Below are 24,966 nucleotides of genomic sequence, written 5' to 3'. Positions count from 1 at the left end.
AAAAAAGCTTTCGCTACAGCGAAAGCTTTTTTTGTGCGGATAATAGGGATAGAAATAAATTTCAATCAACCAGCGTTATTTTTTGAATTACAAACTACACAAGTTCAATTGATTTCTTCAATCTAGTTTGTTTTAAAAGTATATACTATGGTATAAGAGCTATTCTGCCCGTCAGAAGTTTTCACTCTCCAAAAATAGTATGAATTAGGCTCTACTGCGACATCTAATTTCTGAGTACTTAAATTACTATACTCTGCCTTTGGTATTTGCTTACCATCTACTTTATCTAAATAAATTGTATAATTCAACACTTTACTATCAAGATCCATTCCCGTCCAATCTAAAGTTACTTTATTGCTAATAGTACTAACAATTGCTCCCGAAAGTGGCGCATTAAGTGTTGCAGGAAAAGGTGCGTAATTGGTAATACCTTCTGCTGAAACATATAATTTCCATACTGAACTTGTAGCAGTTTCTGAATTTTTGGCAGATCTTGAAATTACACTCCATGAATAAGGAGTGCCCTTTTTAAGATTAATTTTGTTACTCGTATTGACTAAACCTGTCAACAACGTTACTTGATTTGTTGTCAAATTAGTTATTATTAAATCATAAGTTTCAGTATTAACAGATGTGCCCCAACTAAATGTAATTTCTCGTTCTGTACTATTTTGAATAACTCCTTCCTCACAGGCTTTATTATTTATTGGTGATAACAAAGTTACAGAGCCAGGCGCTTGAGAAATTGGAGGGCTCGGTGTTGGAGGTTTTGGCGTTGGTAAATCACTGTCTCCTCCACAGTTGAATAATAATAAACTAACAACTATTAATGTTGTAATTATTTTTACGGTTTGTTTCATTTTTTAATAATTTTAAAGGTTTCTTCGTAAGCGGACCCTAATGTAGTTATTTGATAAGTACCTTCACTCAATCCGCTCAAATCGAGATTTACAACTCCGTTTAGCGCAGGAACGGACTGTTTTTGTAACACTAACATTCCGGCTGTATTTCTTACATAAACATTTATGTTTTTAATAGCTTCTGGCAATATAATAGTCAGTCCACCTGAAGTTGGATTCGGATAATAAGTCAAATCGTCATATAATATAATTTTTTCAAAATAAATTCCCTGACAATTTAGATTTGTTTTGACTTCAACATTATTTACACCAGGTAGTAATTGAGTTGAAAATTTATTTTCTATAACAGTTTGTGTTCTTCCATTAATTGTTACTTGATAAGAACTAGCCCCTTCTAAAGTTAAATCCAAATTTTTTGTTTTTGAATTTAGTTTTGAAGTTGTTTTTAACGCTGCTGGTTGATTTATTACTACATCAAAACACTGTTCATAATTCAACTTTCCTTCAATTTTAAAACATACACTGTATGATCCATTAGCTAAATTGTCGAATGTTTTAGTACTTGAATTAATAGGGTTTAAAGTAAACGGGGTCTGACCTGTTACGCTAACAGTGTAAACATACTTAACATCTGCCACTGTTACTTGTATTTTCCCGTTATTACTTCCTATACAAGAGGCGCTAGTTACTTCAACTTTGTAATTATTTTGGGGTAACATCAAAACCTCGCAACCAGCTAGATCCACAACTGATCCGACAGGAGTATTAGGACATAAATCTTTGTCGTTCATTATTCCGTCTTTATCATCATCTATTTGCGAACTTGAACAGCCAGTTGCATTTACTTTTTCACCAATTGGAGTGTTTGAACATAAATCTTTATCGTTGATTATTCCGTCTTTATCATCATCTATTTGCGAACTTGAACAGCCAGTTGCATTTACTTTTTCACCAATTGGAGTGTTTGAACATAAATCTTTATCGTTCATTACTCCATCTTTATCATCATCTATTTGCGAACTTGAACAGCCAGTTGCATTTACTTTTTCACCAATTGGAGTGTTTGAACATAAATCTTTATCATTCATTACTCCGTCTTTATCATCATCTAATTCCCCTCCTGCAGTTACTTCAAATCTGTTTGATGTAGAAAAGGCAGAACCAGTATAAGACGCATCAATTGCTTGTACTGACCAATAATAAACTCCTACTGGAAGCCTTAAACTCCATTTCAGATTATGTTCCATATTTCCTTTTTCTGAAGACTTACGGATACCACTTGTGTTAGCATTAGCAGACATAATTTGCTCTCCTCCATCAGTTGTTCCTATTTTTAATGCGTAGGTTAATCCGTTTACAGGAGTATGATCATCAACAGCAGCATTCCAAGAGAACTCAACAGGAAATCCTTTAGCATTATAAACACCTCCTTCAATATTCTTAACTACATTTGTTTTAGGTATGGTAGGTGGTTCGTTAATTATAAATGTTGCCGAAGTTGCTTTAGAACTTTTAGTTGTTCTGTTACTACCATTGCTTTGCGCTAAGACTTTGGCAGATTCATTTCTGAAGTTAATATAAGTTCTAAAGATATAAGTCCCAGGATTAGATTTGCTTTCACCTGAAAGAGAGAAATCCAAATCGCCATCGCCATCTAGATCTCCAAACTCAACTTCAGCTTTTATAATATCAGTCACATCGAAAGGACTGTCTTTATATTTTTTTGTTACAGGGTCAAATTCACTTAATCTAGTTGCCTGTCCAATTCCGTTTTCTAGAATTCCTGAATACAATAAATCGGCATAACCATCTCCGTTAAAATCACCAAGATCAATTTTCCCTTCTCTCATAGGGATTAATCCAATATTATTAAGCCTTGGCCAAGTTGTTATACCTTCATTTAGTTTATTAATATAGATTTCAAACACATCCCCCGCTGCACTTGTTCCAGTAAAAACAGCGTCTAAATCACCGTCACCATCAAAATCAATTAGATTTGTAGTTCCTTTAGTTACTCCAACTAAATTATTAGATGTCTGTGTGAATGTATATGCACCACCTAACGGAGTGTCATTCGTGTAGATAAAACTTTTGTTTCCACTACCTGGGTCGTAACCACTTAGTATAAAATCAACGTCACCATCTTTATCAACGTCACCTAAATCAAAGGAAGCTTCGCTTAAGGATGAAATATTTGTAATTTCTGTAGTTGTGAATGACTGTGTTGCTTTAGCATATTCATAAATAAAGAATTTTAACCTTCCAGACGATTGACTGCTTGATAGTCCCATTAGTACTATTTCTGCGGTACCATCATTATTTAAGTCCACTATTTTGGCCTTAGCTTTATATAATCCTGCCCCTAAATCTTTATTTTTGTAACCTCCTTGGCCATTACTTAAATAAATATTAAGTCTATAAGGAGAAGTGGCACCAGCGATCATTAACACATCAGACGTACCGTCACCATTTACATCTCCTGTTTCAATTCCAGAAGTACCGGTAAACATATTAAAGGTGTTATTGTTTATATTGATTAGCCTTTTACCATCAAATCGATAAGCTTGAGTCATTCCGGTGGAAGATCCATAAATTAAATCCAAACGGTTATCATTGTCTAAATCGGCCAGTTTTATCGTTGGATTGTTTTGTCCAATAATTCTTCGGTCTACGATACCTCCTTGGTTTAACATTTTCCAATCGTAGGTTAATCTGATAGAGGCTTCATCTGAGAAAACACCACTTTTAATACCTGTATCTACCGCCTGAACTGACCAGTAATATGTGCCGGGATCTAATTGTGTTTCAAAGAAATTGGTGTAAATCTGGCCTGGCTTTACAATTAATCTACGTCCAGTTGACAAGTCACTTTCTGTATTAGAGAGCTCCGTTCCTCCTGGAGTTGTACCTAATCGTAATACATAACTAAGATCTTTAGAAAAATCATCAGCGGGTTTGTCCCAGCTAAATCGCACAGTACCGTAGCCTTTATCTTCCGATTTTAATCCCGTAATTTTAGCTGGAGATGTGTTTTTCTTATTGGCAATTTCAGATTTATACAATATCGTTTTAGCCCCTGTATTGTCTTCTCCGGTTAAGAATAAATCCAAATCACCATCCATATCATAATCGACCCATGTAGCCGTAGAATTCCTTAAACCTTGTAATACTAATGGAGATTCTTTGAAATTCCCATTTGAATCCTGAATATAAAGTTTTGTGACAGGAACACCCGCTTGATTTTCACCCGTAAACACAATATCATTTAAACCGTCAATATTATAATCGGAAACAGCGATATCACCATTTTTCAACTTTGGATATTGTTGCTCTGTACCTGCTCCACCTGCTCCTGCAAGACTATTGGATGAGTAAAATACATTATTACCAGTATTGTCTACACCACTTGACAGTATGGTAATACCGTTGTGATTTTTAAACTTAGCTACTTCTATGGTTGAATTCTTTAGTTGCAGAGTACTCGATTGGCCCCATGGGGTTGTTGCATAGGGATTTGGAGAATTGGGGTTAATTAAAGTATTCATTATTACGCCTCCAATAGTAGAACCACTAGCATTCTCTCCATTATATACCAAATCATTATCTCCATCTAAATCTACATCGACAATCTTCATATCCCCTTTAATAAAGCCTGGGTCTGACATATAATACATACCTGAGACAGAAGAGGATTCCTTTACAAATTTATTCTGACCGTCTTCTCGATAATAAATATTAAACACATGTTTGTCTGTTGCGTCTAAACCTGCAATAGCTAAATCAATATCACCATCGTTATCTAGATCTCCCCATGCCATAGTAGTGGCATACAACTGTGGTAGGCCATAATCATCTGTCGGTTCAAAATAACTACCTTGTTTATTGATGTATAATTTAGTGTAAGGTTTATCGTTATAACCGGATACAACCAAATCAATCCAACCGTCTTTATTAATATCTATCCATGAAATATCTCCATCATACAGTTTTTGAAAGTTCTGATTGGTATTCACAAACTCTCCATTTCTGTTTTCAAACAAGGCAGTAACCGCACCTAAGGTTGGGCTTTGCCCCATAATTGCGACGTCTAAATCACCATCTCTGTCATAATCTCCCCAGGCTACGCTACCATTTGCCAAGCCTGGAAATGGACTGCTTTGAAGAGTGAACGACTTGGTGTTGTCCAATAATGACAAGGTAATATCCAGAACATTTGTAATATCTGCATTTTCAGCAGATGTTGCTTTAATAATAATGGTCTCAGTACCTTCATTATCTAAATCATCTTCGATACCTTTTATAGATAATATACCAACTGTTTCACCAGCTTTGATCGAGATTTGTGTTGCCATTTGGATTTTTTGAATGCGGTTGTTACCACGATCAGCAATAAAGATATTATTGTTATGATCGACAAAAATTCCACCAGGGGAGCTTGATTGATCTACTTCAGATCCGAATTTACTTTGCGAAACTGCTTTTGTTGTACTTGAACTTGTCCCGGGTAGCCATTTTCTTATTTTTGTTCCCATTGCCATCCAATCATACATGAAATAAATTACGCCGTCAGCAGTTCCAAATATCCTTTGTATATAAGCGCTGTCGATTCCATCGACAGGACTAGAAACAATTGTAACGCCAGTTGAAGCTCCTTTGTCCCATTTTTGTATACGTCTATTCCCACTATCTGCAATAAAAACATTGCCACTTAAATCAACGAATAGACCTTGTGGACTTTGTAATTGATTCGCCGCTGATCCCTGTCCATTTCCACCCGCTACTGTCGTTCCTGCTGTTGCGTTTTTCAACCATTTTTGAATTCGATTATTATTTTGATCTACGATGTAAATACTTCCCTCTAAATCAACAAAAATACTTGTGGGACTAAGACTTAATTGATTTGCACTACTTCCTGCTCCATTTCCTCCAGCAACTGTAGTCCATATAGGTGAAGCGACCGACCATTTCTGAATTCTGTTATTGTAGTGATCTGAGATATAAATATTCTTTTCTGAATCAATAAAAAAATAGTTAATCCAAGTAGGAAGAGTTACTACAGTCGTTGCTGAGGTTGCTCCTTTTTCCCATTTTTGAATGCGGCCATTACCTGAGTCCAAAACATAAATAGTGCTTGCTTGATCGACAAATATATCAGAAGGATTTGATAATTGATTCGCAAATGAACCTGATCCATTCCCTCCAGCGACAGTAGAAGTAGTTCCTTTGCCTACATAATTAGTAGCGTAGTCACCATCAAATTTAGCAGTTCCTGATAGATCTAAGTCAATCGTTAAATCTTTGCTAGTTGGCGCTTGTAGGGTTGCTGTAATGTCTAAACTTTCATGCTCGGCCATAGATGTGTTAAGAGAAGTCATCGTAAACGAAGGATTGTCGTCACTTTCTAAATTAAGGGTTGCTGTATTTGCTACAGCAGTTGCATTGGTAATGGTAGCAACTCTAAATATGATGGTTTCCAAGATCTCTACTACAGTATCATCCAGTCCTTTTGTAGAAATGGTTAATGAACCCGTTTTGCTACCGGCAGAAATCTTTATGGCTTTGCTACTTACTGTGTATTCTGTACTTTCGGTAGCTGTACCCTCTATGGTGAAAGAAATGTCAATATCTTTACCTGAAGCTACCGGAACAGATGCTGTAAGAATTACATCAGTTGTTGAATTCTCTACAATTGTAGGTGCGCTAAACGCAAAAGTCACGGCAGGAGGATCATTTATATCAGTAAGTGTTAAAGTTATTGAGCTTGTACTGTTTAATAAAGCATTTACAGCCGTTGTTGGAGTAATAATAATAGTTTCATCTTCCTCATCGGAACTATCGTCAATACTGTTGATTGTTATTTTACCCACAGTTTCTCCTGCTTTAATAGTAATTTGCGGTGCAATCTGTATTTTTTGGATACGGTTGTTCATGGCGTCAGCTATGAATATATTACCAGATAAATCGAGAAATATTTTAGAAGGATTGCTTAACTGATTAACGGCAGAACCACTACCATTTCCGCCAGCAACAGTAGTTCCTGAAGTAGCATTTAAAGACCATTTTTGAATTCGATTATTGAAAGAGTCAACTATAAATATATTTCCAATATTATCGACAGATATACCACTAGGAAAATAAATTTGATTAGCTGCCGATCCCATACCATTTCCTCCAGCAACAGTAATTCCGGTTGTAGCTCCAGTCGCCCATTTTTGAATACGATTATTGTTTGCGTCAGTAATGTAGATGTTTCCATAATTATCAACAAAAACATCTGTAGCGTTGTTTAACTGATTTGCTGCACTACCATTGGTACCTCCTGCAACTGTTGTTCCTGTTGTAGCTCCTGGAACCCACTTTTGAATGCGACTATTTAAGCCGTCTGCTACAAAAATATTCCCATTAGACTCTACAAAAAAACCATTAGTATAATATAATTGATTTGCGGCTAATCCCATTCCATTTCCACCAGCAACAGTAATTCCGCTTGTAGCTCCAGGCGTCCATTTTTGAATACGATAATTACTGCCATCAGCAATATAGATGTTCCCAGACGTGTCTACATAAACACTTGACGGACCGTATAATTGATTTGCTGCTGAGCCTATTCCATTACCACCGGCAACAGTTGTTCCAGAGGAAGCTCCAGGTGCCCATTTTTGGATACGGTGATTGCTTGCATCAGCTATATAAATATTTCCTGAAGGATCCACAAAGACTCCTCTGGATTGATTAAATTGATTGAGAGCGGAACCAATTCCATTTCCTCCTGCAACGGTTATCGCAGTCCCTTTTCCAAGAAAAGTCGTAGTGTAATCTGAATCATGCAGCGCCGTTCCTTTGACATCAAAATTGATAGTCACATCTTTATCGGTTGCAGCATCTAAAGTTGCCGTAATGTCCACACTTTCCTTCTCGGCAATAACGGCTTTTGAACTTGTAATGGTAACATTAGGACCTGTCTGAGCATTAGAATTTACAATAAAGAAGAGAAATACGGTAATTACTAAAAGTAGAGTTCTTTTCATAAAATTGGAGTTTATTAATATTGATTTAGGGTAAAAGTATTGAGTAGGATTGAATTAATTTTTTTTGAATTTTTAGTAAAATAATTTTAATCATTATAGTATACACAAAAAAAATGACGCTTTTTCCTATCATTTCTATGTTATCAAAGTTCAAGGTCGTTGCTATTTCTTATAACATCATTATTTTTTCACAAAAAAAGTCAAAGCTGATTCTCAGTTTGGCCTAACAACTTTAGTAAGACCGTAAAGTAACTGTTAAAATTTTAACTTTCCAATACCCATTTTTAATGATATTTAAATCTATAGTAGAATCAACATTAAACTAAATTACTAGATCTTGTATAGTCAACTTGTATGGAATTTTTAAAAAAAAATTAGGAGAAATACAGGAGATGGAGTAATAAAAAAAAACCCTTTAATTACTGATTATCAGTACTTAAAGGGTTTTATCGGTGCGGATAATAGGACTCGAACCTACACGCCTTGCGGCACCAGATCCTAAGTCTGGCATGTCTACCAATTTCACCATATCCGCGCAATTGTGGGTGCAAAGATAAACATAAGTTCGAATCTACAAAGAAATATTTAAAAAAATATTCATTCTCTTTTTTGTACTTTTGAAAGACTAAAATAAAAAATCAATGGAAAGTATTAAATCGTATGTGCAGCAGCATAAAGATCGTTTTATAAATGAATTAATTGAATTATTGAAAATTCCATCTGTTAGCGCAGACACTGCTTATTGCCAAGATGTTATCGATACAGCCGATGCTGTAAAAGCTAGTTTAGAAAAAGCAGGATGTGACAATGTTGAAATATGTGAGACTGCAGGATATCCTATTGTTTACGGAGAAAAAATGATTGACCCAAGCTTACCTACCGTTCTTGTGTACGGTCATTATGACGTTCAACCACCAGATCCTATCGAATTATGGACTTCTCCTCCATTCGAACCAGTCATTAAAAAAACTGAAATTCATCCAGAAGGAGCTATTTTCGCTCGTGGTGCTTGCGATGATAAAGGTCAAATGTATATGCACGTAAAAGCTTTTGAGCTAATGATGCAAACCAACACCTTGCCTTGTAACGTTAAATTTATGATTGAAGGTGAAGAAGAAGTAGGAAGTGTTAATCTAAAAACATTTGTCGAAAACAATCACGAGAAATTAAAAAACGATGTTATTTTAATTTCAGATACTGGAATGATTTCAAACCAACAACCATCAATAACAACTGGTCTACGTGGTTTAAGTTATGTGGAAGTTGAAGTCACAGGTCCTAACCGTGATTTACACTCTGGACTGTATGGCGGAGCTGTTGCTAATCCAATCAATATTTTAGCTAAAATGGTTGCCTCACTTCATGATGAAAACAATCACATAACGATTCCGGGATTCTACGACAATGTTGAGGAATTATCTCTTGAAGAAAGAGCTGAAATGGCAAAAGCACCATTTAATTTAGATAATTACAAAAAAGCACTCGACTTAAACGACATTTATGGCGAAAAAGGATATGTGACTAATGAAAGAAACTCAATTCGTCCAACTCTTGATGTAAACGGAATATGGGGCGGATATACTGGTGAAGGTGCTAAAACAGTTATTGCAAGTCAAGCATTTGCAAAAATATCAATGCGTTTAGTACCAAATCAAGAATGGGAAAATATAACAGAATTATTTACTAAACATTTCACAAGCCTTGCTCCTGCTGGTGTAACTGTAAAAGTTAAGCCGCATCACGGTGGCCAAGGATATGTAACTCCTATTGACAGCATTGGGTACAAAGCTGCAAATATGGCTTACACAGAGACTTTTGGAGTTCCTGCGATTCCAGTTCGTTCTGGAGGAAGCATTCCTATTGTAGCTTTATTCGAAAAAGAACTGAAAAGCAAAACTATATTAATGGGATTTGGATTAGACAGTGATGCTATTCACTCGCCAAACGAACATTTTGGAATTTTCAATTATCTAAAAGGAATCGAAACCATTCCATTGTTTTATAAATATTTTGTGGAATTGAGCAAATAAAGCTTTTCAAAAATGTATTAAAAGTCCGTTTATTCTCTTTTGAATAAACGGACTTTTAATTTAAGATTAGAAATTATTTTATTGCTGAAAATTGATTTCTAAATTTGCGCTTGAGCTATTACTAAAGTTAGACTTTCGATTACAATTGAAATTCAGTGAATACCCAAATAAAATCATCATGAAGTAATCTTTTTATGCTCCGTAACTTCGCAGAAAAATGATATTCATTCCAAATGAAGTTCTCTGAATTGCTGTGAAAATAAAAGCACCATGAAGTAATCCTTAATGTGGAAGATTTTTCAAAATAAACTTTTAAAATTCTAAACTCCTTTTCATCGCACTCCAAAAAAAATCCCCAACCTGAGCCGAGGATTATAAAATTATCTTTCTAATTTCTTTAATTTTCTTTGCGCATCTACTAGATCAGCTTCTAGCTTTTTAATTTTAAGTTGCTGCTTAGTAATTTTAACATTTTCTTTTCCCAACTTAACTTCGGAAAGTTTTCCTCTGGAAGTTGCTTTGTCAAATTTATCCTGCATTCTACTTAGTTGCTTTTCTTCTTTGTCAAGTTTTTTATTTAATTTATCAATTGAATTGTCTGCTTTTCCAATTTTCTTCTCTTGCTTTTCTGCTTTTTTAGCAGCTTTGTCTCTCGATTTTTGTGCTTTATCTCTAGCCTTTTCCTCTTTATTTTTTGCTTTCTCGGCTTTTTTACGGCTTTTCTCTGCTTTATCTTGCTCTTTCTGAGCTTTCTTCCTGTCCTTTTCAGCATCTTTTAGCGCCTTTTCTGCTTGAGCTTTTTCTTTAAGAGCGTCTTTCTGTACCATGGTTTGTGCTGAAATAGCTACTGGAAGCACTCCTGTAGAATCATTAGCAACCGGTTTGGATTCTTGAGCAAATCCCAACTGAAAGCCGAAAAATGCAATAGCAACAAGTAATATTTTTGTTTTCATGATATTATTTTTAATTGATAGTACATACAAATTTAGCACAAATTATGCCATTTGGAGACAATTCTGATATTTATATCATTGGGCATTTCTGTAGACTTTAGAACTATTTAAATATGTTACGATAGTGACGGATTATAAAATTTAAGATTACAGAAATAATAGATTGTGAAAATAATTTTCGAAAAAAAATAGTGAGAATTTAAACTTCTTAAATAGTAATTTATACTGAATAGCTTAAAGAACATCATTGCAAATACTCTTTACATTTTTATCAAAATTAAAAAAGCAAATCTTTATTTAATATTTTAAAACTGTAAAACATTAATAATCAATTAATTTAAAAAATAGTTGCGAATTAAAAAAATAACTCTACATTTGTAGAGCAATGTTTTAATCTGTAGAAATGAAATTTAAAATTATATCCAAAATAGTATTTATTATATTTTGTCTCAGTCTTACAAGTTGTAAAATAAACCAGACTCGAAATGGTATAAAGCAAGGCAAATGGATTGAAACTAAAAACTTCATGACAATTCAGTCCTCCACTGTAGGAAGATATCAAAAAGGAAATAAAACTGGAAAATGGAAATCATATACCGAAGAAAAATTAGTGACCGAAGAAAAATTTAGAAAAAATAGTTGTCATATTATAAAATATCACAATACAGGAAAAATTCAGCAAATAGGATATTCGAAAAAAGTAATGATTGGAAAAAAAGCAGAATGGCTTCCTCCTGGAAAATGGACTTTTTATGATTCAGAAGGAGTTCTCCTTGGAACAAAGATTTATGAAAACGGAATGCCAATAGAAGAAATATACACAAAATAAAAACAGCAATGCAACAACTCACTAACGCCGAAGAACAATTGATGGAACATCTTTGGAATCTGGATAAAGCTTTTATGAAAGATTTGCTCGAAGCTTATCCTGAACCAAAACCTAAGACGACTACCGTCGCCACTTTATTAAAGCGGATGATCGATAAAAATTTTGTTGCTTACACTGAATATGGAAACTCAAGAGAATACTATCCGTTAGTTTTAAAAACGGTGTATTTCTCTAAACATGTCAACGGACTCATAAAGAATTTCTTTAATGATTCCGCTTCACAATTTGCTTCTTTCTTCACTACAGAAACTAATTTATCTGAAAAAGAATTGGAAGAACTTAAAAAAATAGTTGACCGTGCCATTCTAAAAAAGAAAAAATGATAGACTTTATAATCAAATCAACCATATCATCAATCGTATTACTTGTTGTGTACCATTTCGTTTTTGAAAATGAAAAAATGCATCATTTCAATCGCTTCTATTTGTTATTTGCTTTGGTATTTTCATTCATCGTCCCATTTATTACTATTGAAATTGTTCAAGAAATAGCAAGTCCCATATTGTCGCAAAATAAAATTGCAGTTGGTGATGCAACAGCAGCAATCGTTGATAATTCTATTAATTATTGGATACAAATTACTGCTGTAATTTATGGTTTAATAACGACAGCATTACTCATTCGATTTATACGAAATATATCAAAATTAGTTGTCAAAGCCAAAGCAACAAAAACAATTGCTTATGAGAATTGTAAACTTGTACTTTTAAAAGAACAAACACTTCCCTACACTTTTCTAAATTATATTTTCGTAAATGAGATGGAGTATGACAATAGAAAAATTGAAGCTGAATTGTACACACACGAACTAATTCATGTTACGCAAAAACATACGTTAGACATTTTAATTATAGAAACTTTGAAGGTTTTATTTTGGTTCAACCCAATTTTCATTTTTTATAAAAAAGCAATGCAACTTAATCACGAATTTCTAGCAGATGAGAAAGTCGTAAAATCATATAATAATGTTCCGTTTTACCAGAATTTATTAATCTCAAAGGCAAACGCGAACGAAACCTATTACTTGGCCAGTAATTTAAACTATTCTGTAACTAAAAAAAGATTAATTATGATGACAACCACAACATCAACAGCAAGAGCAGTATTAAAAAAAGGAATGCTAATCCCAGTTTTAACAGCGTTATTTTTCTCATTATGTACAAAAGTCGTAGCCCAAGAAAAAAAGGAAAAGACGACTAAGGAATCTACAAAGCAAAGTAAAAGCTCAGATGAAGTTTGGAAAAATACTGTGTTTATTTTTCGCGATGCTAATAAAAAAATAACAGCACAAAAGAAATACAACGAACTTACCGATAAAGAGAAAAACAGTATCCCGCCACCTCCTCCGCCAGCAATCAGATCTACTGATAAAAAAGAGAAGCAAGTTCAAAAAAACAAGTCGGAAACTATTTATATCGACATGACCTCCGACGGACCTAAAATGAGTGATAGAAATAAAGTTTCTAAAGAGGACATGCCTCCACCACCTCCGCCTAAAGAAGCGAGAATAGCTGATCAAAATGATATTGTAAATGCAAGTAGCACTACTGAAATGCCCACATATCCAGGCGGAATGAGTGAATTCTATAAATTTGTATCTAAAACTTTTATTATTCCACAAGAAATGGTCAATGCTAAAGCTAGAGGTCAAGTTTACATAACGTTCATAGTTGAAAAAGATGGAAGCATCAGTGAGTTAAGGAGTTTAAGAGATTTTGGTTATGGCTCAGCTGAAGAAGCTATAAGAGTGATAAAATTATCTCAAAAATGGATTCCTGGAAAAGTTAAAGATGAAGCAGTTAGAGTTAGGTATAATGTACCTATATCATTATCGTCTGGTAATTAAAAGTAATAATAAAAAGAAATCCGCTTCTCTCGAAGCGGATTTACCACAAAAAAAAAGTCTAAAAAAAAATAACTAATTAAAGTTTTTGTCAGGATTATAGCCTAAGTAAGACATTACTTGTTCCTTAAATACAACACCGTATTCTTCTAATTCTTTTAAAATAGGCAAATACACCTCTTTTCTAATTGGAAGTTGAACTCCCGGAGTTGTTATCTTCCCATTTAGTATCAATAAAGTTGCCATTGCGACAGGTAAACCAACTGTTTTTGCCATTGCCGTATAAGTTTGATCCTCTCCTATACAAACCATTTTAGAATCTATTTGCTTTTTAGATCCTTCAAATTCGTAGCCAAATTTGTGATACATAACAATCATATCTTTTTCGTCAGGTTGTAATGTCCAACTATCGCTCAATATCTTTTCTAACATTTGAGCTGGAGTAGCATTCTTAAGACCAAGTATTTTTTTATTATTGAAAAGGTCAAGTTCTAATAATTTATCCCACATGATATCGTCTTGATCAATCTTTAAGATTAAGCGTGTTTTTATCTCTACAGAGTCCGTAGGATGATAAGGAAGAAAAGAATTTACAAATTCTCTATAGCTCATGTTTTCAGAATTCTCCATTACATAGCTATCATCTGTCATGCCTAATTGCACAAACATATTCCATGCTTTTGAAAAACCAACTTTTCGAATCGTTCCTCGATATAATGTCAACACATCATCTAAACCATATACAGAACGATATTTTAGTGAATCTCTATTAGAGTATCCTTCAAATCGACCGTAACCTTCTACATCTAAAAATTCAGTTCTACGGAATAAGTTGCAATACGGTATATATTTATAGGTTCCCTCTTGAATAAATTTAGCTGCACCGCCTTGACCAGCCAAAACTACATTCCTAGGCGCCCAAGTAAATTTATAATTCCAAAGGTTATTATCAGATTCTGGAGCAACAAGACCACCACAAAAAGATTCGAAAAGAATCATTTTTCCGCCCTTATCCTTTATCTCATCAATTACTTTCATGGCACTCATATGATCTACTCCAGGATCAAGTCCAATTTCGTTCATGAAAATAAGATTATTCTCTTTGGCAGCAGCATCTAATTCTTGCATTGCATCGCTGATGTATGATGCAGTTACTAAACTCTTTTTAAAAATAATGCAATCACGTGCAACTTCAATATGTAAATGAGCTGGTAACATAGAAACGACAATACTGGCGCTTTGAATTGCTTTTTGTCTTTGACTTTGATCAAAGATATCAAGAGCAATAGGAGTAGCATTAGGATGATTATTAGTTTTCTTTTCGGCTAAAGCCAAAGATAAATCTCCAATAATAAGATGCAAGTTCTCTTTTTCAGATTTATTCAATAAATATTGAATCAACGACGAAGCTGATCTTCCTGCCCCAATGATAAGTATTGTTCTCATTTTTTTTTACATTTATAACACAAACATACAAAAATGTTGTATTCATAACAAATTGTAGAGATAAAAATTGTTAATGCGTTTATACTAATCAATACGTTGGAAAATTGCATTTATTTTAAAAGAACTTTATCTAAACAATATTATAATTTCTTTCATAATGCATATAATAAGAGATAAATTTGTAGATAATTAAAAAAAGTAAAATGGACAGAAAGATAATTTCAACGGCTGCAATTTTCGGAATGATTGCAATTATTTTAGGCGCTTTTGGAGCACATGCATTAAAAAAAGTTTTGACATTAGACCAACTTGCAACTTTTGAAACCGGAGTACGTTATCAAACTTATCATGCACTATTTTTATTGTTTATTGGCATACTGACTGATTTACCACAAAAAACTAAGAAGACAATTTATTATCTAGTCACTTTTGGAATATTTTTATTTTCGGGCTCAATCTATTTATTAGCGACAAACGACCTTACTTCTTTTGACTTTAAAGTTATAGGTTTTATCACACCCATAGGCGGGCTCTTACTTATACTTGCTTGGGGAGCCCTATTATTGAATTATTTTAACAAAAAATCATAAAACTTAGATAATCAAAACATATCTGAAATATAATTTCTACTTTTGCAATCGATAAATTAAACCACACAACACATAATTTTATGAATAATAACACACCGTTTACGCAATCGATTTCGCTAGAAGACATGGGAATTGAAAACGCAAAGATTCATTACCAATTATCAGCCAACGAATTACACGAAAAAACAATTGCACTAAAGCAAGGAATTGAAACTTCTAGTGGCGCCTTAGCAATTAACACTGGTGAGTACACTGGCCGCTCTCCTCAAGATCGATTTATTGTAAAAGATAGTATTACGGAGAACCAAGTTTGGTGGGGAAAAGTTAACATTCCTTTTGAACCTAAAGCATTTGATGCTCTATATAAAAAAGTTACTGCTTATTTATCTAACAAAGAAGTTTACGTTAGAGATTCATATGTATGTGCTGATCCTAATTACCGATTAAATGTTCGCGTAGTTACAGAAACTCCTTGGGCAAATTTATTTTGTTTCAATATGTTTTTAAGACCTGAAGCTAAAGAGCTTGAAAACTTCACAGCAGAATGGACTTTATTATGTGTTCCTACATTTATGGCAGATCCTGCTCTTGACGGAACGCGTCAAAGCAATTTTGCAATTTTAGATTTCACAAAAAAGATTGCTTTAATAGGTGGAACAGGTTATACAGGAGAAATGAAAAAAGGAATTTTTTCTGCTTTAAACTTTATCCTTCCAGTTGATAAGAACACTTTACCAATGCACTGTAGTTCTAATGTAGGAGAAAAAGATGATACAGCGATTTTCTTCGGATTATCAGGAACTGGAAAAACAACTCTTTCTGCAGATCCAAATAGAAAATTAATTGGAGATGATGAACACGGTTGGACTAATGAAAATACTGTATTTAATTTTGAAGGCGGATGTTACGCAAAAGTAATCAACCTTTCAGAAGAGAATGAACCAGACATTTTTAGAGCGATCAAAAAAGGAGCAATTCTTGAAAACGTAATTATCAACAAAGAAACTAATGAAGTTGATTACGAAGATATTTCTATCACACAGAACACGCGTGTAAGTTATCCAATATATCATATCGATAATATTCAACCAGGTTCTATTGGACATAATCCAAAAAATATATTTTTCCTGACTGCTGATGCATACGGAATTTTGCCTCCAATCTCAAGATTGACTCCAGGGCAAGCTGCTTACCACTTCATATCAGGTTATACTGCAAAAGTTGCTGGAACTGAAGCTGGAATTACAGAACCACAACCTAATTTCTCAGCTTGTTTTGGTGCACCATTTATGCCATTACACCCTACAAGATATGCGGAAATGTTAAGTAAAAAGATCAAAGATGCTAACGTAAAAGTATGGTTAATAAACACAGGTTGGACTGGTGGACCTTACGGAACAGGTAGCAGAATGAAACTTAAATATACACGTGCAATGATTACTGCTGCTTTAAACGGCGAATTAGAAGACGTTGAATATGTGAATCATAGGGTATTTGGAATCGCAATTCCGCAATCTTGTCCTAATGTTCCATCTGAGATTCTAAATCCAAGAAACACGTGGGAAGACGAGAAATTATATGATACTAAGTCGAACGAATTAGGTCAGATGTTTAGAACTAACTTCGCTAAATTTGAAGAGTTTGCTAATGCTGAAATTATGGCTGGTGCTCCAGTAGCATAATTTAAATCCTAAATTCACTATTAGAACACAATCATAATTACAATATTATTAATTCAGGAATAACAGAAAGCCGTTCGCAAGAACGGCTTTTTTGGCTTAAAAAATTAGCTAATTAAAAACATATCAACTATTTACAACATATTTTATTTTTTGGCGTTAAATTTGTAATCATCATTTGAGCCTAAAAAAAAAGGTTAACAATCAAAAATCAAACAAATCAATCATGTTAAAACAATTTTTCATTCTCTGTTCAGGGGCCGACAAAGACTTACTTGAAGGCTGCGCCGAAGGCGAACAAACCAAATACGTAGGTATTGGTGCCACAGTTTTCTTTACTGCTGTAATGGCTTTTATTGCCAGTGCTTATGCATTGTTCACCGTTTTTGACAATATTTATCCTGCCTTACTCTTTGGATTAGTTTGGAGTTTACTGATCTTTAATTTAGATCGATTTATTGTTTCTACTATTCGAAAAAGAGACAAATTCAGCAGTGAATTTCTTCAAGCAACTCCGCGAATTATTTTGGCAGTTATTATTGCAATAGTAATTTCGAAACCACTGGAAATTAAAATTTTCGAAAAGGAAATTAATACAGTTCTCTTGAAAGAGAAAAATGTAATGGCTTTGAATAATAAAAAAGAAGTTGCCAATTACTTCAAAAGTGATTTAGATGAAAACAAAGCTGAAATCGATAGTCTAAAATCAGAGATAGATAAAAAGGAGAAAGAAGTTAATGTACTTTACGAAACCTACATCACTGAAGCAGAAGGAACAGCTGGAACCAAAAAATTAGGCAAAGGACCCGTTTTTAAGGAAAAAATAGCTAAGCATAATTTGGCTTCAGCCGAGTTAGAAACAATTAGAAAAACAAACTTAGCTAAGATTGCTGAAAAAGAAAGTAAAACTAAAATACTTCAGCAAGATTTAGAAAAGAAAGTGACCGAAACACAGCCTATTATTGATGGCTTTGATGGTTTAATGGCTCGAATAAATGCGTTAGACAAATTACCTTGGTTGCCTTCTTTTTTTATAATGCTGTTATTCTTAGCGATTGAGACTTCTCCTATTATCGCTAAGTTATTATCACCCAAAGGAGAATATGATTTTAAACTTGAGGATTTAGAAACGGCTTTAAAAGCAACATTAGAACAAGATAAATACCAACGTGCTTTATTGGTAAAAACAAGTGCTGCGATGCACGATAAAGTATATTCCGATATTGCTGACGACAAAAATCTATACGATTTACAGCGAAAAAAAGCGACAGAACTACTCGAATTACAAGCTAATAATTTTGTAGAAAAGCAAAAAAGAACTTTATAATCAATAAGGCAGTCTAATTAGAATGCCTTTTATTTTATTATGCTAGCAGTGATTTATAATTCCGCGAATACTTGATCTAAATTATCAACAAAAGCATCTGCATTTTCTTTACTGAAAATAATGGGCGGTTTTATTTTAAGGACATTGTATAATGGTCCATCTGTACTCATTAAGAAACCTCGATCTTTCATTCTTTCAACAATATGATCAATTTCTGGAACAGCGGGTTCCATTGTTATTCTATCTTTTACAAGTTCAACTCCCACGAATAATCCATTTCCACGGACATCACCAATTATATTATATTTTGGTTTTAATGATGCTAATCGGTGTAGCAAATAATTTCCAACTTCTAACACATTTTTTTGCAATTCCTCTTCCTCAATAACATTTAAAACGGCTAAGCCAGTTGCCATAGAAACTGGGTTTCCACCAAAGGTGTTGAAATATTCCATACCGTTATTAAAAGCATCTGCAATTTTTTTAGTCGTGATTACGGCTGCCAATGGATGTCCGTTTCCTATTGGCTTACCTAATACAACAATATCTGGAACGACATCTTGCAATTCGAAACCCCAGAATTTTGTACCCACTCGACCAAATCCAACTTGCACTTCATCAGCTATACAAATTCCGCCAGTCTTTCTTACTTTGGTATATACTTCTTTTAAATAATTTGGTGGCAATGCAATTTGACCTCCTACACCTAGCAAAGTTTCGCAAATGAAAGCAGCTGGTTTTTTAGATTCTATTTCTAAAGATAGAATAATACGATCAACATCTTGAGCGTACTTTTCACCTGCTTGATTATCTCCATATTTGAATGCACCCCGATACATATCAGGATTTTGTGCTTTGTGGATGTACAGCATTTTTCCAAAACCACCTTTCCCATCAAATTTGTAAGGACTCATTTCAATTGCGGTAGTTGATGTTCCATGATACGCATGATCCAGAACGATGACATCCTTTTGTTTGGTAAAATGACGACTCATTCTTATTGCTAAATCATTTGCTTCACTACCAGAATTGGTGAAATAACAAACCGTCAATTCCTCAGGTAGTGTTCCTGTTAACCGCTTTGCATATTCGACAATAGCGTCGTTTAAATAACGCGTATTAGTGTTGAGTGTAGCAATTTGTTTTTGCATTGCTTTCACAACCGTAGGATGGCAATGACCCACATGACTAACGTTGTTTACACAATCCAGAAAAGTATTTCCTTGATCGTCATAAAGGTATTGAAGCGCTCCTTTATCGATTTTTAATTTAGTATTATAACTAATACTGAGATTATTGCCCAGATATTGTTTTCTCTCCTTTAAAATAGTTTCGTGATTCTCATTTGGATTTATCACAGCAGAAAATTCGCAAGCAAGCCTAAATTCGTTGTGCGCTTTTAATGGGTTTATTTTAATAAGCTGATGCATTAACTGCCAAGCTGGTTTTTCTGTTAAAAAATGATGCTCGTTTGAACTGTCCTTTGAATAATTAAAAGCGGACTGACATAAACTAATACACAATCTACCCGCAATTAAATAATATACTAGAGAAACTTCTAATTCAGTTATAGCCATTTTACTGTGATAGCCTTTTACAATTTCAGCAGCAACCTCTAGCGGTTTTTCACTGTCTAGCATCGCATAGGTACACGCAATTGCTAAATTATTTATCAATGAAGTACAAACCATATCGCCAAAATCAATCAAACCTGTGATTTGGTCACCTTCGACTAAAACATTATAGTCATTAGCATCGTTATGAATTACTGCATTTCGCAACGACGAAATATGAGGTTGAACTTCAGTTTCAAATTGCATCAAAAAATAAGCAACTAAACGCCTGTTTTCATGTGATTTTATGTAATGAAGGTTTTTTCTAACGTCAAGTGTATTCTTGACATCCCAATCATAGTGACGGTTTGCCGCTGGATGTTTGAAATCCTTTAATGTTAAATCCATTTCGCCTAAAAACAATCCTAAATTGTAGGATAGAGCAAGCATTTTTTCTTTTTGGTTTACCCAAAAATCTCCTTCTAAATAGCTGAGTAATCTAAAATAGTAAGTACTTCCATCAAATATAATTTTCCCGATATCAACACTGCTGTTTGCTGGGATATAATGCTGAAATTTTTTAGATAAAGCACTTTTTGAAAGAAGATTTATCATTTGAACTTGAGCATCGAGAAAATAGGGGTTATGTTCTTCAGTGGCAATTTTGAAAATATATTTTTTATCCGATGAATCAGTTAGCAAAAAGTTCAGTTCATCATATCCGTTTAAAATCCTACAAATTACAGCTAAACTGTAATGTTCTGCAATTAAAGAAATTATTAATGATTCGGTAAATTTCATAATAGTTGCGATTTATTATTCTGGTTTCGAATGCAATCTAATTAAAGTAATCGCAAAACAGAATTTATTATATGGGGCAAAAAAAAGCAGCCTCGAAAGACTGCTCAAATTTAATTTATTTTTGATTACATATAGCTCAAAATATCCTTTTTGAAGGCATCATACTCTCCTTGCATGATCAACCCATTATCTAAAAGCTTTTTATAATTCTGTAATTTCTCAAAAAGTTCATCTTGAGACAAACCACTTAAACCATGTTCTTTTGCAACTTCAACTTGAGGAGTAAAATCTTCCTTATTCATATTAAAAACTGGAGGAGTAACTGGCATTATCTCAGCGAAGTTAGTCACTTCTTCCGTGTCCATTTCTTCAATGATTTCTGCTTCTTCGATAATCTCAACTTCTTCAAAACTATCTTCAGGAAGTATTTCATCTATAATTATAACTTCTGGAGCAACGCCATTTTTTAAAATGTCCAATTGTTCTTTGGCATACGTAAAAATTTTCCTCGCTTGAATTTTCGGAATATAATCAATTGATACTGACATGTCCGTTTTAGTCGAAAAAGAAAATTCAGAACCTAGAATGTTTTCTTTGACGAAAGCACCTTCAATTTGATCCCAAGTATAGTCAGTAAAATCCATCGACAAACCGAGATTTTTAGGCTGACAAATGATTATTCTTTTATTTGTCATCACTATTCCATCTGGCAAGACAGTTATTGCTGGCTTTTTTTGTACGGCAATATATCCTATTTCTTCATTCTTCATTAACAAATCACTCAATTTTGAAGCAATCTTTTCAATCGCTTTTGGATCTTGCTCTTCGTTTAAAAACTTTTTAAATTGTTCCTTCATATCGATGCTGAATTAATTTCAGTTGCTTTTTATTTTTATTTGTAAATACGCTACAAAAGTAATACCTAATTTTATAATTCGTAAATCTCTGTTTGCAATTTCTTTGTTAAACTTTTGAAAACCAAATCATAGGAATGATCAATTAATTCTTTGATGATAATGTCTGAAACTGCTTTGTTTATATTAATAGTATTCCAATGCACTTTACTCATGTGAAATCCTGGCTTAATATCGTCAAACTCAGCTCGCAATTCAACAGCACGATCTGGATCGCATTTTAAATTAACCGAAGGCTCTTGCAATTCCCATCTTTTCAAAGAGGACAGTGAAAACACCTTTCCGCCAATTTTAAAAACTAAGGTGTCATCGTCGAAAGGAAAATGCTCAGTAGCTCCTTTTTTAGAAAGGCAATACTCATAAAAGTTTTCTAAATTCATTTGATAACTTTTTCCATTAATTTTTCTGGGTGTGCCAATTCACTAAAGCCAAATTTTTTGTATAAAAAATGAGCATCTTTAGTAGCCAATCGCCATATTTTAATTTTCTGAAGCTGTGGTTCCTTCATCATATTGTCAATCAAAATAGTGGAATAGCCTTTGCCTCGATGTTCTTCGATTATAAAAACGTCCATTAAATATGCAAAAACCACGTAATCAGTAATTACTCTCGCAAATCCGATTTGCTTATCATCAAAATAAATTCCAAAACAAAAAGAGTTATCAATTGACGTTTTCACCTCTTCAATTGTTCGACCTGCAGCCCAATAAATATCTTTTAGAAAGTGCTGAATAAAATTCACATCTAACTTACTTTTATCAGTAGATACAGTTATATTATTCATATTTCAATTTTTAAAATATCATATAGAATTGGTTTACTTGGACTAGCGTCGTTTTCAAAAGAAGCAATTTGCAAATTAAGTAAATAGCTTCCATCACTGATTTCATGTGCAATAAATATCATTTCAGTAATTGTAGCTTCTAACCTCGCATCTGAATTCAAATTAGTAACATCCTTAACATTCCAAAAAGCTTTGTGCGCTAATAACTTTCCTTCGTCATGCTCTTTATCAACGCTTGGTAGATCAATTAAAAGATGTTTTATTCCGCTTTCTCGAATAAAAACTGAAGCATCTTCACTAAGATAAGGTGGATTTGTATTAGAATATTTTCTAGATAACTTATCTGTAGTATTTGGCAATGTCCTTATGATAATCGCTTCTGGACTTTTTCCATCTAAAGCATTTACGATTTGACCCTCAGAAATCACTAAATCTTCTCCCATCAATTCTGGTTGAATACTAACCAATTCAGCTAAAAAAAAGAACTTTTTCAAGCATTGATTGATGCTATAAAAATCTCTTGTTATATGTCCAAGACATTCCGTATGCGTTCCGTGACCGTGAGGATTAAATTTAATATTATTAAAATTTGTAGAAGCCCCTTTTTCAACACTTCCTACCCAATCATCTACGAATACTGGATTTATTTCCGGCTTATCGATATACCAAGCAATAGGATTTTCATCTGAATTCGTTAGTGGAATAGAGATGTCAATTGGTTTTGATAAATCGACTTCGAAATTATTGATTCTTGCTATCATTTATGCTGAATTTATTTCAGCATCTCGCCTTGAGACGCAATTACAAATCTAAATATAAATCTCTCGATTCTGGGTTTAAAAACTTTGATAAATTCCATTTCCAATCTTTATGCCAATTTTTTAACTGTTTTTCTCTTTGAAAAGCATCTGTGATATTATCAAATTCTTCAAAATATATTAAAATTGTCGCATTATATTTTTTAGTAAACACTGCTCCAGTACCATTTTTATGAGAATCCATTCTATTTTTAAGATTTCTAGTTGCTCCAACATATAAAACGCTGTGATTTTTATTAGTCAAAATATAAGTATATCCCTTTTTCATAAAAATCTACATTTTAAATTTAAAGATCCTGAAACTAGTTCAGGATAAATAAGTCTGACGCAATCCCGTCGGTTAAGAACTTTCCTTTTTTTGTAGTCTTCAAGACGGCATTTTCAATAATAAGCAATTCATCATCTAAGAATTTCTTAGCTTGCTTATGCAAATATTTCAAATAATCAGCTCCAAATTCTTTTTCAACTCGATTTAAGGAAACTCCCCATACAGTGCGCAAACCTGTCATTATGTATTCATTGTAACGATCGGCTAGCGATAAAATTTCAATTTCGGTAGGCAATTTATCCTCTTGAATAGATTTCAAATAAATAGGATTATTAGCTACGTTCCAACTTCTAGAAACCCCATCGTAACTATGAGCGGAAGGTCCAATACCAATGTATTTTTTGCCTAACCAATAGGCTGAATTATTTTTGGAAAAATAATTCTCTTTCGCAAAATTAGATAATTCGTAATGGATAAATCCTTTCGATTCTAATACTTCCACTAAAATAGAAAAGTGTTCTTGCGCTACATCATCACTGGGTGGCGCAATTTTTCCGGTTTGAATTAATTTATTTAAAGCTGTTCTTGGCTCCACCGTTAAAGCATAACTAGAGATATGCGGAATACCAAAAGCAATTGCTGTTTCGATATTCTGTTTCCATTTTTCATTGCTCATTCCTGGAATACCGTATATTAAGTCAACAGAAATATTATTAAAATGCTTTGTTGCGTATTCTAAACATTTTTTTGCTTCCACCGAATTGTGGGCGCGATTCATCATTTCTAAATCTTCTTCATAAAAAGATTGGATCCCAATACTGAGTCGGTTAATTTTACTTTTCGCTAATTCTAAAATTCGTTCTTGAGACAAATCATCTGGATTGGCTTCAAGAGTAATTTCAGGATTTTCGGTAACGGTGTAGTTTTGATAAACGGCATCAATTAGGAAATTTATTTCTTCTGAAGTTAGCACGCTTGGCGTTCCACCACCGAAATAAATAGTTTCAACAATTTCATCTTCTGATTCACTTTTGCGCATTTGAATTTCTTTGGCTAAAGCCAAAACCATCTCTTCCTTCTTCTTCATCGAAGTCGAAAAATGAAAGTCGCAATAATGACAAGCTTGCTTACAAAAAGGAATGTGGATGTAGATTCCGGACATATTAAAATTAGATAATTTGGA

18 protein-coding genes and 1 tRNA gene are annotated in these 24,966 nt (G+C 33.6%); 7 read left to right on the top strand and 12 right to left on the bottom strand.

Annotated elements, in window-relative coordinates; genetic code table 11:
* Nucleotides 1-122: 122 nt before the first annotated feature.
* The 3 genes from BC961_RS00255 to BC961_RS00245 all read right to left on the bottom strand — a co-directional run bounded on the left by BC961_RS00255 (nucleotide 123) and on the right by BC961_RS00245 (nucleotide 8,423).
* The gene (locus BC961_RS00255) at nucleotides 123-860 is read right to left on the bottom strand and encodes a hypothetical protein (RefSeq protein WP_121923863.1); all 738 of its coding nucleotides are present in this window, start codon (nucleotides 858-860) and stop codon (nucleotides 123-125) included.
* Entirely contained in the window at nucleotides 857-7,888 is a 7,032-nt protein-coding gene (locus BC961_RS00250; protein ID WP_121923862.1) for an FG-GAP-like repeat-containing protein, read from the bottom strand. Before BC961_RS00250 ends, BC961_RS00255 begins: the two co-directional genes overlap by 4 nt.
* A 453-nt stretch (nucleotides 7,889-8,341) precedes the next feature.
* Nucleotides 8,342-8,423 (bottom strand) — tRNA-Leu (locus tag BC961_RS00245).
* 106 nt (nucleotides 8,424-8,529) lie between these two features.
* Here BC961_RS00245 and BC961_RS00240 point away from each other — a divergent pair.
* Nucleotides 8,530-9,918 (top strand): dipeptidase, encoded by a 1,389-nt coding sequence (locus tag BC961_RS00240; RefSeq protein WP_121923861.1) that lies wholly within the window; start codon nucleotides 8,530-8,532, stop codon nucleotides 9,916-9,918.
* 380 nt (nucleotides 9,919-10,298) lie between these two features.
* Here BC961_RS00240 and BC961_RS00235 read toward each other — a convergent pair whose 3' ends face one another.
* Complete coding sequence (locus BC961_RS00235) at nucleotides 10,299-10,871, bottom strand: hypothetical protein (protein ID WP_121923860.1); 573 nt, start codon at nucleotides 10,869-10,871, stop codon at nucleotides 10,299-10,301.
* Between the two features lie 526 nt (nucleotides 10,872-11,397).
* On the opposite strand from BC961_RS00235, the gene BC961_RS00230 reads away from it, so the two are divergent.
* From BC961_RS00230 to BC961_RS00220, 3 genes are read left to right on the top strand one after another with little or no spacing between them, the layout of a single operon-like run.
* Nucleotides 11,398-11,700, top strand: a complete 303-nt coding sequence (locus tag BC961_RS00230; protein ID WP_147440522.1) for a toxin-antitoxin system YwqK family antitoxin — start codon at nucleotides 11,398-11,400, stop codon at nucleotides 11,698-11,700.
* A gap of 8 nt (nucleotides 11,701-11,708) precedes the next feature.
* Complete coding sequence (locus BC961_RS00225; RefSeq protein ID WP_121923858.1) at nucleotides 11,709-12,083, top strand: BlaI/MecI/CopY family transcriptional regulator; 375 nt, start codon at nucleotides 11,709-11,711, stop codon at nucleotides 12,081-12,083.
* Nucleotides 12,080-13,606: an energy transducer TonB gene (locus tag BC961_RS00220; RefSeq protein WP_121923857.1), complete on the top strand. Its 1,527-nt coding sequence runs from the start codon at nucleotides 12,080-12,082 to the stop codon at nucleotides 13,604-13,606. Before BC961_RS00225 ends, BC961_RS00220 begins: the two co-directional genes overlap by 4 nt.
* A 72-nt stretch (nucleotides 13,607-13,678) precedes the next feature.
* Here BC961_RS00220 and BC961_RS00215 read toward each other — a convergent pair whose 3' ends face one another.
* Entirely contained in the window at nucleotides 13,679-15,049 is a 1,371-nt protein-coding gene (locus BC961_RS00215; RefSeq protein ID WP_121923856.1) for a saccharopine dehydrogenase family protein, read from the bottom strand.
* A 203-nt stretch (nucleotides 15,050-15,252) separates the two neighbouring features.
* Between BC961_RS00215 and BC961_RS00210 the strand changes: the two genes are divergently transcribed.
* From BC961_RS00210 to BC961_RS00200, 3 genes are all read left to right on the top strand, one after another.
* A complete protein-coding gene (locus BC961_RS00210) occupies nucleotides 15,253-15,639 on the top strand; it encodes a DUF423 domain-containing protein (RefSeq protein WP_121923855.1) in 387 nt (128 codons plus the stop codon).
* Between the two features lie 80 nt (nucleotides 15,640-15,719).
* Complete coding sequence (gene pckA / locus BC961_RS00205) at nucleotides 15,720-17,321, top strand: phosphoenolpyruvate carboxykinase (ATP) (protein WP_121923854.1); 1,602 nt, start codon at nucleotides 15,720-15,722, stop codon at nucleotides 17,319-17,321.
* 223 nt (nucleotides 17,322-17,544) lie between these two features.
* Complete coding sequence (locus tag BC961_RS00200; RefSeq protein ID WP_121923853.1) at nucleotides 17,545-18,645, top strand: DUF4407 domain-containing protein; 1,101 nt, start codon at nucleotides 17,545-17,547, stop codon at nucleotides 18,643-18,645.
* 53 nt (nucleotides 18,646-18,698) lie between these two features.
* On the opposite strand, the gene BC961_RS00195 is transcribed toward BC961_RS00200, so the two are convergent.
* From BC961_RS00195 to hemW, 7 genes are all read right to left on the bottom strand, one after another.
* A complete protein-coding gene (locus tag BC961_RS00195; RefSeq protein WP_121923852.1) occupies nucleotides 18,699-20,999 on the bottom strand; it encodes an aminotransferase class III-fold pyridoxal phosphate-dependent enzyme in 2,301 nt (766 codons plus the stop codon).
* Between the two features lie 125 nt (nucleotides 21,000-21,124).
* On the bottom strand, nucleotides 21,125-21,856 hold the full coding sequence (locus BC961_RS00190; protein WP_121923851.1) for a PH domain-containing protein: 732 nt from the start codon (nucleotides 21,854-21,856) through the stop codon (nucleotides 21,125-21,127).
* A 71-nt stretch (nucleotides 21,857-21,927) separates the two neighbouring features.
* Nucleotides 21,928-22,293: an MmcQ/YjbR family DNA-binding protein gene (locus tag BC961_RS00185; RefSeq protein WP_121923850.1), complete on the bottom strand. Its 366-nt coding sequence runs from the start codon at nucleotides 22,291-22,293 to the stop codon at nucleotides 21,928-21,930.
* The gene (locus BC961_RS00180; RefSeq protein ID WP_121923849.1) at nucleotides 22,290-22,697 is read right to left on the bottom strand and encodes a GNAT family N-acetyltransferase; all 408 of its coding nucleotides are present in this window, start codon (nucleotides 22,695-22,697) and stop codon (nucleotides 22,290-22,292) included. The genes BC961_RS00185 and BC961_RS00180 overlap by 4 nt, the downstream gene beginning before the upstream one ends.
* Complete coding sequence (locus BC961_RS00175) at nucleotides 22,694-23,458, bottom strand: cyclase family protein (RefSeq protein ID WP_121923848.1); 765 nt, start codon at nucleotides 23,456-23,458, stop codon at nucleotides 22,694-22,696. The genes BC961_RS00180 and BC961_RS00175 overlap by 4 nt, the downstream gene beginning before the upstream one ends.
* A gap of 40 nt (nucleotides 23,459-23,498) precedes the next feature.
* Nucleotides 23,499-23,783, bottom strand: a complete 285-nt coding sequence (locus tag BC961_RS00170) for a GIY-YIG nuclease family protein (RefSeq protein WP_121923847.1) — start codon at nucleotides 23,781-23,783, stop codon at nucleotides 23,499-23,501.
* A gap of 34 nt (nucleotides 23,784-23,817) precedes the next feature.
* A complete protein-coding gene (gene hemW, locus BC961_RS00165; protein WP_121923846.1) occupies nucleotides 23,818-24,945 on the bottom strand; it encodes a radical SAM family heme chaperone HemW in 1,128 nt (375 codons plus the stop codon).
* Nucleotides 24,946-24,966: the final 21 nt, after the last annotated feature.

Source organism: Flavobacterium weaverense (assembly GCF_003688495.1).
Lineage (GTDB): Bacteria > Bacteroidota > Bacteroidia > Flavobacteriales > Flavobacteriaceae > Flavobacterium > Flavobacterium weaverense.
Note: the sequence above shows the minus strand (reverse complement) of the source record. Positions and strands in the feature narration are given on the sequence as shown.